This window comes from Streptosporangium oxazolinicum (genome assembly GCF_039537505.1).
GTDB classification, from domain to species: Bacteria; Actinomycetota; Actinomycetes; order Streptosporangiales; family Streptosporangiaceae; genus Streptosporangium; species Streptosporangium oxazolinicum.
Window position 1 is genome coordinate 229,019 of sequence record NZ_BAABAQ010000008.1, and the last position, 12,669, is coordinate 241,687.

Here is a 12,669-nt window from a genome sequence, read left to right on the forward strand (position 1 = left end):
CAGGTGACAGCGTACCGAGGATAGTGTCCACTAACGTCCGTCGCCAGGCCCATTCATGGTCATCTGTTTGCGGAACACCCGGTGGGGGGCGGGAGCGGCTCCTAGAGTGGCAGGCATGACGAGCTCGGGGCTTGAGCCCGCCCTCTCCTCCCATGTCTCCATGCGCCCAGGGTATGTCGTGGTCGACGTGGAGACCACAGGTTTCTCGCCGTCGAGGGGAGACCGGATCTGCGAGATCGCGCTCGTCTCGCTGGACGCCCGCGGCGAGACGGTGGACGAGTGGCACTCGCTGGTCAACCCCCGGCGCGGCACCGGGGCGGTCCACGTCCACGGCATCACCAACGCGATGGTCCAGGACGCGCCGGTGATCGAGGAAGTGCTGGACGAGATCTGGCGGCGGGTCGCCGGGCGGGTCCTGGTGGCCCACAACGCCTCCTTCGACCTGCGCTTCCTGCGGAGCCTTCCCGGCAGCGAGTGGGTGACCGAGACCCTGTGCACGCAGCGGCTGGCGCCCGCCTTCATCCCCGACGGCAGGTGGACCCTCGCCGCGTGCTGCGAGCGCGCCGGAATCCCGCTCCTCGGGGCCCACGCCGCGCTGGCCGACGCCCGCGCCGGAGCCGAGCTGCTCCGCTTCTACCTGCGTACGGGCGTCTCCTGGGAGGAGGAGCTGGGCAGGGCGGCCCAGGCCCCCGAGTGGCGTCCCTCCGGGCTTCCCCAGCGGCACCCCCGCCGGAGATGAACCCCGGAGCGGGTCAGCGGTAGGCGGGGATACCGGTCAGGGCCTCGCCGAGCACGAGCGTATGAATCTCCTCGGTCCCCTCGTAGGTCAGGACGCTCTCCAGGTTGTTCATGTGCCGGATCACCGGATATTCCAGCGTGATGCCGTTGCCGCCCAGGATGGAGCGTGCCTGGCGGGCGATGTCCAGGGCGGCCCGGACGTTGGCGAGCTTGCCGAAGCTGACCTGGCGCGGGGTGAGGGTTCCCGCGTCCTTGAGGCGGCCCAGGTGGAGGGCGGTGAGCTGCGACTGCCCCACGCCGACGTACATCCAGGCGAGTTTCTCCTGGGTCAGCTGGAAACCGCCGATCGGCCTGCCGAACTGGACGCGGGAGGCGGAGTAGTCGACGGCCGACTCCAGGCAGGCGCGGGCGGCGCCCACCACGCCCCACACGATGCCGAAACGGGCCTCGGACAGGCACGACAGCGGCCCCTTCAGGCCACGCACCTCCGGCAGTACGGCGGACGCGGGCAGGCGGACGTCGTCGAAGTACAGCGACGAGGTCACCGAGGCCCGCAGGGACATCTTCCGGTGGATCTCCGGGGCGCTGAAGCCCGGGGTGTCCGCGGGCACCACGAAGCCGCGGACGCCGTCCTCGGTCTGCGCCCAGACCACGGCGACGTCGGCGACGGAGCCGTTGGTGATCCACATCTTGGAGCCGTTGAGGATCCAGTCGCCCGAGGGGTCCTGTTTGGCGTGGGTGCGCATGCCCGAGGGGTCGGAGCCCTGGTCGGGCTCGGTCAGGCCGAAGCAGCCGATCGCCTCGCCCGCGGCCATCCGGGGGAGCCACTCCTCCTTCTGCTCCGCGGAGCCGTACTTCCAGATCGGGAACATCGCGAGCGAGCCCTGCACGGACACGAACGACCGCAGCCCGGAGTCCCCCGCCTCCAGCTCGCGGCAGGCCACGCCGTACGAGACGGCGTCGAGGCCCGCGCAGCCGTACCCCTCCAGGTGCATGCCCAGCACGCCGAGCGAGCCGAGGGCCGGGGCGAGCTCGCGGGCGGGGAAGACGGCCTCCTCGAACCAGTCGCCGACGCGGGGGAGGATCCGGTCCGCGACGAACTCCCGTACGGTGTCGCGGATGAGGCGCTGCTCCGCCCCGAGCGTGTCGTCGACGCGCAGGAGATCGTCCATGAGATTCCCTCTCTCTTCGCCCCTGTCAGGGTATTACCGGTGCGGGTGGGACGGAGGTCAGGGTCGCGTACGGTCGCGGGAGGGTACAGGTCAGGGTCGTGCCAGGGGGAATCCCGATGTGAGGAAGGCGCGCCCTCGGGCAGTCTGAGGACATGAACGAAAACGACTTCACCGGCGTCAAGAAGCTCCAGCGGACCAGGGACGGGCGCATCATCGCGGGTGTGGCCTCCGGCATCGGACGCTACATCGGGGTGGACCCCAACATCATCCGCGCGGCCCTCGCCGTCGCCACCTTCTTCGGTGGCCTCGGGGTGGCGGTCTACGCGATCGGCTGGGTGCTCCTGCCCGACGAGCACAAGGACAGGTCGGTCCTTCAGGACGTGATCGACAAGAACAAGGACAACCCGATCTGGGTGGACGCCCGAGCCAAGGCCGAGCAGGGCTGGGCCAAGGCGACCAACCGGCACAGCGCGTCGCACGGGCCGACGACCCCGACGACCCCGGAGTACCCCACCCACCAGGCTCCCTTCCCGCCCGCCGCCCCCCAGGCCCCGTACGGCACGGTGCCGAGGCAGGACGACGACACCCGCCCCCAGGCGTGAGTCAGGAGGTCGCCTCCGCGCGTACCCTCTCGATGATCTCCCTGCGGGATTTTCTCCACAGCACGGCCGGTACGGCCGCCACGACGAGCCCGGTGGCACCGGCCAGCGCCACCACCAGTTCGGGGCCGAGGTGGTCGGCCGCGGCCCCGCCGACCAGGATGCCGACGCCCTGGGAGGCCAGCAGGCCGGACTGGACCAGGCCGAAGGCCTGTCCTCGCTGTTCGGCGGGGACGCACTGCACGAACGCGGCGTTGGCCGCGAGCTGGTAGGCCCCGCCCAGGCCCGAGACGAACCACAACAGCAGCACCACAGGAAGCGGTGGCTGCGCGGCGCACAGGATCAGCGGCGCGCAGGTCAGCATCGCCATCCAGCCCATCGACCGCAACCGGTTCGATGGGCTGACGTAGCGGCTGTACAGGAACGCGCCGACGACCGTACCGGTGGGCATGGCGCCCATCAGCAGGCCGGTGACCAGCGAGAGCCGCTGGGGATCCCCGGTCAGCTCGGCGGCGTAGGGGGTCGCGATCCCCTCGGGCAGCACGTAGAAGCCACAGAGCCAGGCGAAGAGCACCAGCGTACGCAGCCGGGGGTCGCCGAAGACCAGCCTGGCGCCGGTGCGGGTCATCGTCCACATCGAGGGACGGCTCTCGTCGGCGGGGACGGGGGCGGGACGCCGCCGTACCCCCGAGACGATGATGAGCGCGGAGGCCAGGAAGGTCGCCGAGTCCAGCGCCAGCGCGCGGTACGGCCCCATTCCCATGATCAGGACGCCTCCGAGGGCGAAGCCGAGCATCTGCGCGCCCTGGTTGGTCATGTTCTGCAGGGCGGAGCCCGCCACGTAGCGGTCGCCCTGGAGCAGATCGGGCAGCAGGGCCGCCCGCGCAGCGGAGAACGGCGCGCTGAGCAGCACCACGCAGAAGACCAGCACGCACAGCATGGCGAACGAGACGCCGGGAATCGCCATGAGCGCGACCAGGGCGGCCCGGAGCAGGTCACAGGCGATCATGATGCGCCGGCGGGCGTAGCGGTCGGCGAGCCCCGCGAGGAGCGGCCCGCCGATGATCGGCGGCAGGTAGGTCAGGGCATAGACCGAGGCCGTCGCCAGGGGCGAGTCCGTCCGCTCGAAGACCAGGACGGAAAGCGCCACTCGTGAGAGCTGGTCGCCGAGGAGGGAAAGCCCCTGGCCGAGCCAGAGCGCGCGGAACTCCCCGATGGCGATGACCTCGCCGTAGGTCGCTTGGCGTTCCGCCGGACGGCGGTGCCGCCCGGGTAGTCGGCCGGACTTTGTCGCCGCCATAGGACTCCGCTGAGCTCGCAGGCACACTGACTGTGGGTGTTCACTGTGTAACCTACGGTGCCTGCTGTACGGCCTACGCGCAACCGAAAGCAATCAAGCGCATGCAAACTGTAATGATAAGCCGCGACATTCCGGAAAGAAGGTCTTTGACGTGCTCTGCGGGGCTACTTACCAGCCCAGCTCGTGCAACCGGTCATCATCGATACCGAAATGGTGGGCGATCTCATGGATAACCGTTATCTGCACCTCTTCGATGACCTGCTCCTCGGTCTCGCAGATCGAGCAGATCGGCTTGCGGTAGATCTCGATCCGGTCGGGTAGCACTCCTGCGTACCACTCGCCCCGCTCGGTGAGCGGAATACCCGTGTAGAGACCTAGAAGATCCGGTTCGGGGGGATCGTCGACGACGACGAGCACCACGTTGTCCATGACTTTCGTCAGCTCGGGGGGAATGGTGTCCAGAGCCTCGGCCACGAGTTCCTCGAACTTCTCCCGCGAGATCTCGATCACACCCGTCATTCTGCCCCGTGACCCCGGGTAGAGGTGGAGGCGCATGAAATTCGCTGATTGGACCCAGGGTGCCCGTCGTCTCGCCACCGGGCGCGTCGCCCTCGGCGTGACCGTCGCCGCCGTCGCCCTCGCCGGCGCGTGGCTCGGCATCATGCTCGGCGGGGCCGTACGATCCAACGTCGGCCCGGTGGAGCTCGGCATGTCGGCGGAGCCCTCGTGGGCCGGGGAGACCGTCGTCGACGCTCACCCTTTCGGCACACTTCTGTTCGACACCCACGACGCCCCCGTCAGCCTCAGGGTGACCCTGGAGAACATCAACCCCGACCGGGCCCGCGGATTCCTGGACGACCCGAGGTTCTCCGCCGACCGGCTCCCCGCCCTCCTCGAGGAGGAGCTGGGCACCGGCGTCAGGACGCTGGTCCTGCGCGCCGCGCTCTGCGGCCTGGTGGGCGCCCTGGTCACGTCCCTGATCGTCTTCCGCCGTCCGGGACCGGCCCTGGCGGGCCTGCTGGGCATCACCGTCGCGATCGCCGGTACGGGCGCCGCCATCGCCCTGACCTTCCGGCCCGACTCCGTGGTGGAACCCAAGTACACCGGCCTGCTGGCCGGCGCGCCGTCCCTCGTCGGCGACGCCGAGTCGATCGTGACCAGGTTCGAGTCCTACCGGATCCAGCTCGCCAAGCTCGTCAACAACGTCTCCCAGCTCTACGACGTCGTCTCCGCCCTGCCGGTCTACGACGCCGACCCCACCTCGATCCGGGTGCTGCACGTCTCCGACATCCACCTCAGCCCCATCGCCTGGAACCTCATCCGCTCGGTCACCGCCCAGTTCAAGATCGACGCGATCATCGACACCGGCGACCTGACCGACCACGGCACGGGCCCCGAGGACAGGTTCACCGAGGAGATCGGCACCTTCGGCGTCCCGTACGTCTTCGTCAGGGGCAACCACGACTCCATGACCACCCAGCGGGCCGTGGCCAGGCAGAAGAACGCGGTCGTCCTCGACGGCGAGGCCAAGACCGTCGCGGGGCTGCGCATCTACGGCATGGGCGACCCCCGGTTCACCCCGGACAAGTCCGTCTCCGTCGACTCCAACCTCGAATCGCTCGACGCCCTCGGCCGCGCACGCGCCGCCGAGCTGGCGCGGATGCCCAAGCAGGTCGACCTGGTCGCCGTCCACGACCCGACGATCGCGAAGGGGTTCTCGGGCGCGGTCCCGATGGTCCTCACGGGCCACTCCCACGAGCGATCCACCGAGCTGCTGCCCTCGGGCACCCGTCTCCTGGTCCAGGGATCCACCGGCGGAGCCGGTCTCCGGGCCCTCGAACACGACGAACCCACCCCCGTCGCCGCCTCCGTTCTGTACTTCGACGCCGACACGCACCGCCTGCGGGCCTGGGACGACATCACCCTGGGAGGGCTCGGTGAGCAGTCGGTTCAGATCCAGCGTCACGTGGAGACCGACCCTGGCCGTACAATTTCTCCTGTGCCGACGATCGACCCGTCTCCAACGGCGTCTGTCACCGTCACACCGACGCCGTAAGCCGCAAACCGCTTTGGCATCGGGGGCAAAAGTCCCCTATGCTTCAGAGGTCTCCAGCGGAAGACGGCAACGGAACGAGACGAGAGTCTTGAGCCCCCATCGTCTAGTGGCCTAGGACACCGCCCTTTCAAGGCGGCGACACGGGTTCGAATCCCGTTGGGGGCACGGCCGAGCCAAGGCTCGCCAGGGAAACGGCAGGTCGAAGACCTCCGGAAAACTGGTAGGCTAAGCGAGGCAAGAACGACCGGGACAAAAGCCCCGGAAGCAAGGTCCTGTAGAGCAGTTTGGAGTGCTCGCCACCCTGTCAAGGTGGAGGTCGCGGGTTCAAGTCCCGTCAGGACCGCTCTGGTAGGTGTTCGATCCACCACCGAGGTCAGGTAGCTCAGTTGGTACGAGCGTCCGCCTGAAAAGCGGAAGGTCGGCGGTTCGACCCCGCCCCTGACCACAGCAACTGAGCAGCACAAACGCCCCGAGCCAATCACGGCCCGGGGCTTTTTGATGTCCGGTGACAGCAACGTCATTCGATTACCGGTGAGCGTGAGACACGTGGATGATGTCCAGCTGAAATTCCTGCTGACTGACGCGGATGGGCAAATCTGTGGCTCCTGTCTTGATGCCGAACGCGTCTTCGTCGAGGCACCGGAGGACGATGAACGTGGGACCGTCGACATCCTGGGATGCCTTCCCTCCCAGCGACTGCGCGACTACCTCAACGAGTCCAAGCGCCACCGCCGGAGGAATCCGCTGGGGCCGGGTGCGCTCCGGATGCTCGATACGGCAGGGAATCCGCTCGCGGAGTTCTGGATGGGCGAGATCCTCGACTGGCGGCCCTCACCGCTTGGCCGTGAACGGGTGGACCTGGTCGCCCACTGCGAGGATTACGTCCCCTCTTCTCATACGCGGCATGTCTGGGAGCGTTGGCGTACGGCCAGGCCCGACCGGATCAACCAGTGGGCCGGTTACGTGGGGGCGGACAGAGAAGAGTGGCTGACCGTCGTCTTCCACAACAGTCGCTGGCGGTCATCACACCTTGATCGCCCAGCGAGGCGCACCTACGATCTCGACGGAACGCACGTCACCGACAAGGCGAGCTTCTACCTGGCGATCGGGGAAGCGGTCAACGGGCCCGGTGGTTACTTCGGTTGGAATCTCGACGCGCTGAGCGACTGTCTGGGTGGGCATTCCGGGGCAGAGGCACCTTTCACGCTGGTCTGGCACTGTTCGCATATTGCTCGGGAATCTCTCGCCTTCTCAATCGAGGGAGCGGGTGCCAACTCGACCTACTTCGATGTCATCCGTACCGTCTTCGAGGAGAAGGGGGTAGATGTCGTGCTGAGGTGATCCTCTGCAGCCCAGATGTTCATCACTCTACGGGCCGATCCGAGATTGCCGTCTAACGGCGTGATGTCCCGTCCTGATTTAAGGACAGGACATCAACGGTCGGTTGATTCAACCTAGGGTGTCTCCGAGCTTCCCAAAGGCGTTGCGCTTGTCGTCGAGGGAGACACGGGCGTAGATGGTCATGGTCACCTCGATATCGCCGTGGCCGACGATGTCTCGGACGACCTGGGGCGGCACGCCGAGGTTGAGCGCAGGTGTGGCGGAGATCGTGAAAGCGCATGTCCCCTAGGCCGGCGGCCTTGCGGATCGCTCCCCAGCTTCGCCGGAGGTTGTCCGGCTCCATGGGTGTCCCGCGCCGGGACGGGAAGACCAGGCCGTGTTCCTCCCAGTCGTCCCAGCGGTCGGAGCGTTCGGCGATTCGACGACCGGCAAGAACGATCAACGAATCTCTGTTAAGAATCAGATAGTCTGATTTCATGAAGGTGATGACTGCTACCGAGGCATCTCGAAGCTTCGCGGTCGTTCTGGACGAGGCGGAGCGGGGGGAGACGATCGTGGTTACCCGGGGGGGGAAGCGGATCGCGGTGATCGGTCCCGCGCCCACGGCGCCGGGACGTATGGTCAAGGCCTTCCTGGCCAGAGCCGCGGGAACGCTGGACGCCGATTTCGAGGCTGATGTCACGGCAGCCCGGGAAGCGGTCGACGACGAGATGAGGGACACGTGGCCCGACGCCTGATCCTGGACACCGGCGTGCTGATCGCGGCGGAGCGGGGCAGGGCCTCCGTGGACGCGGTGATCGGAGATGCCGACGACGTGGCGATCGCCGCGATCACCGTGGCCGAGCTGCTCGTCGGCGTGGAGCTGGCGGACGCGGCGCGCCGTCCCGGGCGACAGGCCTTCGTGGATGAAGTCTTGGCGTTGATTCCGGTTGAGGAGTACACGGTGGACGTTGCCAGGGTTCACGCTCGTCTCCTCGCGCATGTGCGCCGGTCGGGAAAGACACGGGGAGCGTACGATCTGCTGATCGCCGCGACGGCGGCCACCACCGCCAGAATCGTGATCACGATGGATTCGTCCGCCGCGTTCGACGACCTGCCGGGGGTTCGGGCGCAGGTCGTTCCCCGTTGAACGCCGACGACAACGGTGACGACAACGTCGACCACCGCGAGCACACGTCGGCAGCCGTCCACGGCCTTCTGACCTCGCGCCCGTCGAGAGGGGCAGAGTGATTGGTCCGTCTGAAAAGCGGAAGGTCGGCGGTTCGACCCCGCCCCTGACCACAACAACTGAGCAGCACAAACGCCCCGAGCCGATTATGGCCGGGGCGCTTTTCGTTGTGTGTGACGACAACGCGCTTTTCATCAAAAGGGTGAGTAATGGGCTGGCGGCTCCTGAACCGCGGTGCGCTATCGGATGGACTGCGAGGGTTCATCGAGATACGCGCCACGACGCACATTGTGCGCCGGGAGGCGCAGGGTGAGGGTTTCGGCGACCCGATCGGCCGAATCGACCGCATAAGAATGATCATCGATATCTGCCACACCCTTCCGGCCAACTTCAGACCGACTCCAGGCCGACTTCAGGCTGGGAAGTGATCGGGAGCGAGAGCGGCGAGCGGTTGAGAGCCTGCGGTTTCACTGACGGGAGCTTGAGCCTGATGATCATGGGGCTCAATAGGTGCACACAGAGTTGGATCATCTCGGGGGCTGCCCTCCTCCCAGAGAACGTAAGGGCGCGGCTCGCGCAACAGTGAACGCCCGGAACGGATAGTCCCGGGCGTTTCTGTACCCCTTCCCGAAGAGCGCACGTACTTTTTCTACACTCCAACTCGGTCGGCGAGTTCCCGCAGCTCAGGCGAGGGTGGGTCTTGCATGGTCAGCAAATCGGACACCAGCTGGTAGGTGATTCGGTGGTTCCTTATCTGCTCCGGTGTGATGGCCTCGGCTTCCAGTAGTGCGGACACGGCCTCTTCGACCTGACGACGTTGGGCGTGCGCGCGGGCAAGGTCTATCTGGAGCCGAGCGCGTCGCTCACTCGAAAGCGGCGAGGTGTCGACCGCCGTTCCGACCCGGAGTGCGTGACCGGCGTCTCCCAGTTCGACCGCCACCGCCACCTCGTGAAGCGCGACGTTGGCCGGACCGAACTCGGTGTTGTAGTCGTTGCGCCCCTCTCCCAGCCGCTCCGCGACCTCCCGAGCCCGCGCCAGGTGCTGGTACGCGGTGTCCGCCTCGTTCAGCCGAGAAGCGGCCACGGCCCGCTGCAGGGTAAGCCCACCCCACAGCGACATGGCCTCGGGCTTGCCCTCGTCGACCATGAACCACAGAGCCTCGGCGGCCGTACTAGCCGTCTCCTCCACCTGGTCGAAGTGACGCGCGCCCAGGAAGACGAAGCCGAGCCGGAAGGCGCCGGCCGCCATCATCAGTGGGTTGCCCGCCCGTTCCGCGGCGACGATCGCCCGATCGGCGGCGATCCACGCGGCCTCTGGTTCGCCGAGCTTGGCGAGCGCGGCCGAGCACGCCTGGTAGGTCACCGCGAGCAGTTCGAACAGCTCCGCCCGCCGCTCCTCGGGAGCCGATCGGGCAGCGGTCTCCAGCGCGGGTATCAAACCCCGCAGCAGATCGGCCAGCTCTACGTACCGGCTCTCGTGCGTCAGCTCCCAGGCCCGATCAACCCGCGGCTTGATCTCCGCCGTGGCCGGGACGGGTGCCGAGTGCAGCATGGCCCGCAGTGAGTGAGCCCCCGACAGCACCAGGCGCAGACCGGCCGTTCCCGGGATCTCCTCGGCGGAGGCGGCGACCACCGGTGCCTCTGCGGCCAGTTCTGAGAGCGGTATGTCGAGGGCCTCGGCGACCTTCTCCAGGACCGACATGCGATCGACTTTGCGGACCCCGCGTTCCACCTGCGAGATCCACGCCACCGACCGATCGACCAGCCGCGCCAGCTCCGGCTGTGACAGGCCGCGCCGCTTACGTTCCTGGGCGATGCGCCGTCCCAGGGCTCTCTGGTATTCGGTGCTCACCCTGCCGTTCCCTTACCGGTCTGGAGGGTCAGCCAGTCGACCTCGGTCGAGGCCAGCAGTGCTTCCCGAGCGGCCAGGAACCGCCGGGTGTGCTCCTGCTCTTCGTGGGTGTCGAAGGCCGCGCGGTCCCGGTAGAGCTCGTAGAAGATCCGCTGGAGCGGCTGGCCGTCGACCCGGTGCGATGCGTACACCAGCGTTCCCGGCTCACCGTCGCGGATCTTCTCGATGGTCTCGCCGACCAGCTGATCGAACGCCTCGGCGGTTGCCTCGTCCTTACAGGTGAATCGGACCATCAGACCGAACATGGGTGCCCTCCTTCGTCGGAGCCTCTACGAGATCAGTACTTATTGTGCGGTGCAAGTACCCCAAGTGGCTTGCACTACCTGTTCTCTTCTGATGTGGGTGTCTCGCGACGAAGTGCTTTCGTGAGGTGGCATTTTGCAACAGCTCGGGCTTTTCGACCTGGACAATATTCTCGTCAACCTGGACTAGGATTTCAAATATGGGTTGAGAATTTTCCAAGAAGCACGATTTAGGCTGCGAAGCGGTTGACTGGATAATAGCTCTCAACCAAGCTGGCTATTCACGCAGTGAGGTCATCTTCACTAAAGTGTGTGACCATTTTGCCCTACCCGAATTGGTTAGTAAACTGTGGAGCCGCTGCCACCAGCACATGCCGTACCTCGTTCACTGTCGCCCCGAGATGATGGACAGCTATCTCGACTCCGCGCATCGGGCTGAAAAGTGGTGATCGTCACCAATGGGACCGTAGGCAACCACTTCGGAAGGTCCGGCAGGTAGGGTTTGCCGAAGCCGTTGACGCTTACGCGCTTTCCTGGGGCTTAGGCGTCCGTAAACCCGACATCGGTCTTGTAGCCCAGCACTGCGATTCTCCCCGATGGGGATGGGCGGTCGTTGACAACCTTGTTGCCGATATCGGCGGAGGACATGCAGGTGTTCTGCGCACGATCTGAGTCGACCGAAGCACGTGGGTCAGCCACGAGCACGGTCTTGACTTGTTGGAGCATCCGTGATCCGTCGCGCAAGGATGGCGCCTGGTGGGACGGTGATCGCCGCAGGCCGTACGCGTTCCGCGAGGAATATCCAGTACGGCGATGCGCCGCCACTATGGTGTTGCTGGGCAGGCATCTGAGACCGGCGAGAGTGGGGGTGCGTAGCGATGCATGACGCCTTCGCGGCACCCCTGGCGAAGGGATCCACCTTCAAACGGAGCTCGGCTATTACCGTAGCGCACATGTTTAACTACAGTATTTCGTTCCGTATGCCGTGCGGCATAGGGAAGACGGCGATGCTTGCTTACTTCTTTCTGTCTGCTAATGCTAGTGCGGCCCGGGTGGCTCCCCGGCGGAAAGACGAGTGTCGTCGCTGTGGTGAAAGCAACGACCTGGAGTCCCTCCTCGGCGAATTCCGACGAAGTGTTGTTCCGGCCGTCTGGCAATCGCGATCTCTGCTTCTTCTCAAGGGGCGCGACCCACTTCAAGGGACCGAATCTTCGGCAAGGAATCACGTATGGGGCGTCGGGCCTCTGATTCATGATAGCGCTGAGAGCAATCTCGTCCTCGCAGCTATCGGAGAGCTTCCTCAACTCGTCTCGTCGGTTCAATGCGTCAGCAAGGTGAAGCCCCTACTGTTATTTCAGATACTTCATTGCGATCATGAGGCGGCACTATTCCGCTTCTTGGGTAGAATCCTAAAGACTTTTCGCCTGTTGCTTGCGATCGTACTCGCGCTTCTATCTCACATGGCCGATGTGCCGACGTTCGGGCTCGTCATAATGGCCGTGTATATGAGGTATGGGCGCCGTCAAGACTCCGGAGATAACCGTTCATTGCTTCTTCGTCGACATCAAAACTCGGCGGGGAGAGTGGCGGCCGCCTGGTAATGCGCACTCCCCGCTTCCTGCGGAAGATGGGAATGCGTCTATATGGAGACCCTGCTTCGTTTCCTGGTGGAGATGGTTCCGGCAGTGGGGTGGATCGGCATATTCGTGGCGGCGGTAGTTGCCATGTTTGTGCTTTACGTGGGGATCGCGATGGTCGCTACTCTAGTGACACGCGATCAGAAGCGCATCAGGGTTCGGTATCAGGTCTTCCGCGAACTACTGTGCCTATTCCACCGGAGTCGCAGATGAGCGAGATCGGCTCTCGCCAGGCGTCGCCGGATTCCCGACAGCGAGGACGTCCACCGTCCTGCCCGCCTGAAGTTCTCAAACAGATCATCCTGCTGCGTCTGCGCGGGCTCAGTCTGTCGGCGATCAGTGCGGCACTCAACGCCGAGGGGACTCGAACTCCGGGAGGCTGCCCACGATGGCAAAAGTCCTACGTGGACCGATTGCTGCACACACGCCACGCTCAAAAGATGATCAATGAGCTTGTGGCCACGTCAGCAGATCGATCATGAAAGCCACAAAAGACATGATCGA

Annotated in this window: 12 protein-coding genes and 4 tRNA genes; 10 read left to right on the plus strand and 6 right to left on the minus strand. The window is 65.7% G+C overall.

The window, feature by feature from the left end; translation table 11 throughout:
• Positions 1-115: 115 nt before the first annotated feature.
• Entirely contained in the window at positions 116-739 is a 624-nt protein-coding gene (locus ABD817_RS22385) for a 3'-5' exonuclease (protein WP_344920029.1), read from the plus strand.
• A gap of 13 nt (positions 740-752) precedes the next feature.
• Here the strand turns inward: ABD817_RS22385 and ABD817_RS22390 are convergent, their stop codons facing one another.
• Complete coding sequence (locus ABD817_RS22390) at positions 753-1,910, minus strand: acyl-CoA dehydrogenase family protein (protein WP_344920030.1); 1,158 nt, start codon at positions 1,908-1,910, stop codon at positions 753-755.
• Positions 1,911-2,062: 152 nt separating this feature from the next.
• Between ABD817_RS22390 and ABD817_RS22395 the strand changes: the two genes are divergently transcribed.
• Positions 2,063-2,512, plus strand: a complete 450-nt coding sequence (locus tag ABD817_RS22395) for a PspC domain-containing protein (protein ID WP_344920031.1) — start codon at positions 2,063-2,065, stop codon at positions 2,510-2,512.
• 1 nt (position 2,513) lies between these two features.
• On the opposite strand, the gene ABD817_RS22400 is transcribed toward ABD817_RS22395, so the two are convergent.
• Entirely contained in the window at positions 2,514-3,809 is a 1,296-nt protein-coding gene (locus ABD817_RS22400) for an MFS transporter (RefSeq protein ID WP_344920032.1), read from the minus strand.
• Between the two features lie 168 nt (positions 3,810-3,977).
• Complete coding sequence (locus ABD817_RS22405; protein WP_344920033.1) at positions 3,978-4,328, minus strand: metallopeptidase family protein; 351 nt, start codon at positions 4,326-4,328, stop codon at positions 3,978-3,980.
• Positions 4,329-4,362: 34 nt separating this feature from the next.
• On the opposite strand from ABD817_RS22405, the gene ABD817_RS22410 reads away from it, so the two are divergent.
• The 5 genes from ABD817_RS22410 (at position 4,363) to ABD817_RS22430 (ending at position 7,206) form a co-directional block, all read left to right on the plus strand.
• Positions 4,363-5,865 (plus strand): metallophosphoesterase family protein, encoded by a 1,503-nt coding sequence (locus tag ABD817_RS22410; RefSeq protein ID WP_344920034.1) that lies wholly within the window; start codon positions 4,363-4,365, stop codon positions 5,863-5,865.
• A 92-nt stretch (positions 5,866-5,957) separates the two neighbouring features.
• A tRNA-Glu gene (locus ABD817_RS22415) sits at positions 5,958-6,030 on the plus strand.
• A 103-nt stretch (positions 6,031-6,133) separates the two neighbouring features.
• Positions 6,134-6,208 (plus strand) — tRNA-Asp (locus ABD817_RS22420).
• Between the two features lie 28 nt (positions 6,209-6,236).
• A tRNA-Phe gene (locus ABD817_RS22425) sits at positions 6,237-6,310 on the plus strand.
• Positions 6,311-6,411: 101 nt separating this feature from the next.
• Positions 6,412-7,206 carry a barstar family protein gene (locus tag ABD817_RS22430; RefSeq protein WP_344920035.1) on the plus strand — a complete coding sequence of 265 codons (795 nt, stop codon included), beginning with the start codon at positions 6,412-6,414 and terminating at the stop codon, positions 7,204-7,206.
• A gap of 52 nt (positions 7,207-7,258) precedes the next feature.
• Here ABD817_RS22430 and ABD817_RS22435 read toward each other — a convergent pair whose 3' ends face one another.
• Positions 7,259-7,684 (minus strand): tyrosine-type recombinase/integrase, encoded by a 426-nt coding sequence (locus tag ABD817_RS22435; RefSeq protein ID WP_344920036.1) that lies wholly within the window; start codon positions 7,682-7,684, stop codon positions 7,259-7,261.
• Between ABD817_RS22435 and ABD817_RS22440 the strand changes: the two genes are divergently transcribed.
• The 3 genes from ABD817_RS22440 (at position 7,683) to ABD817_RS22450 (ending at position 8,487) form a co-directional block, all read left to right on the plus strand.
• On the plus strand, positions 7,683-7,943 hold the full coding sequence (locus ABD817_RS22440; protein WP_344920037.1) for a type II toxin-antitoxin system Phd/YefM family antitoxin: 261 nt from the start codon (positions 7,683-7,685) through the stop codon (positions 7,941-7,943). The genes ABD817_RS22435 and ABD817_RS22440 overlap by 2 nt on opposite strands.
• Positions 7,928-8,335, plus strand: coding sequence for a PIN domain-containing protein (locus tag ABD817_RS22445; RefSeq protein ID WP_344920038.1), 408 nt, complete (start codon positions 7,928-7,930; stop codon positions 8,333-8,335). The genes ABD817_RS22440 and ABD817_RS22445 overlap by 16 nt, the downstream gene beginning before the upstream one ends.
• A gap of 82 nt (positions 8,336-8,417) precedes the next feature.
• Positions 8,418-8,487: transfer RNA gene (locus ABD817_RS22450), tRNA-Phe, on the plus strand.
• 536 nt (positions 8,488-9,023) lie between these two features.
• Here ABD817_RS22450 and ABD817_RS22455 read toward each other — a convergent pair.
• Both ABD817_RS22455 and ABD817_RS22460 read right to left on the minus strand, forming a co-directional pair.
• A complete protein-coding gene (locus ABD817_RS22455; RefSeq protein WP_344920039.1) occupies positions 9,024-10,226 on the minus strand; it encodes a helix-turn-helix domain-containing protein in 1,203 nt (400 codons plus the stop codon).
• Complete coding sequence (locus ABD817_RS22460; protein ID WP_344920040.1) at positions 10,223-10,531, minus strand: putative quinol monooxygenase; 309 nt, start codon at positions 10,529-10,531, stop codon at positions 10,223-10,225. Before ABD817_RS22460 ends, ABD817_RS22455 begins: the two co-directional genes overlap by 4 nt.
• Positions 10,532-12,669 lie beyond the last annotated feature (2,138 nt).

Coding starts and splice junctions, on each gene's coding strand:
- ABD817_RS22385 (WP_344920029.1), top strand. CDS start 116: ATGACGAGCTCGGGGCTTGAGCCCGCCCTCTCCTCCCATGTCTCCATG.
- ABD817_RS22390 (WP_344920030.1), bottom strand. CDS start 1,910: ATGGACGATCTCCTGCGCGTCGACGACACGCTCGGGGCGGAGCAGCGC.
- ABD817_RS22395 (WP_344920031.1), top strand. CDS start 2,063: ATGAACGAAAACGACTTCACCGGCGTCAAGAAGCTCCAGCGGACCAGG.
- ABD817_RS22400 (WP_344920032.1), bottom strand. CDS start 3,809: ATGGCGGCGACAAAGTCCGGCCGACTACCCGGGCGGCACCGCCGTCCG.
- ABD817_RS22405 (WP_344920033.1), bottom strand. CDS start 4,328: ATGACGGGTGTGATCGAGATCTCGCGGGAGAAGTTCGAGGAACTCGTG.
- ABD817_RS22410 (WP_344920034.1), top strand. CDS start 4,363: ATGAAATTCGCTGATTGGACCCAGGGTGCCCGTCGTCTCGCCACCGGG.
- ABD817_RS22440 (WP_344920037.1), top strand. CDS start 7,683: ATGAAGGTGATGACTGCTACCGAGGCATCTCGAAGCTTCGCGGTCGTT.
- ABD817_RS22435 (WP_344920036.1), bottom strand. CDS start 7,684: ATGAAATCAGACTATCTGATTCTTAACAGAGATTCGTTGATCGTTCTT.
- ABD817_RS22460 (WP_344920040.1), bottom strand. CDS start 10,531: ATGTTCGGTCTGATGGTCCGATTCACCTGTAAGGACGAGGCAACCGCC.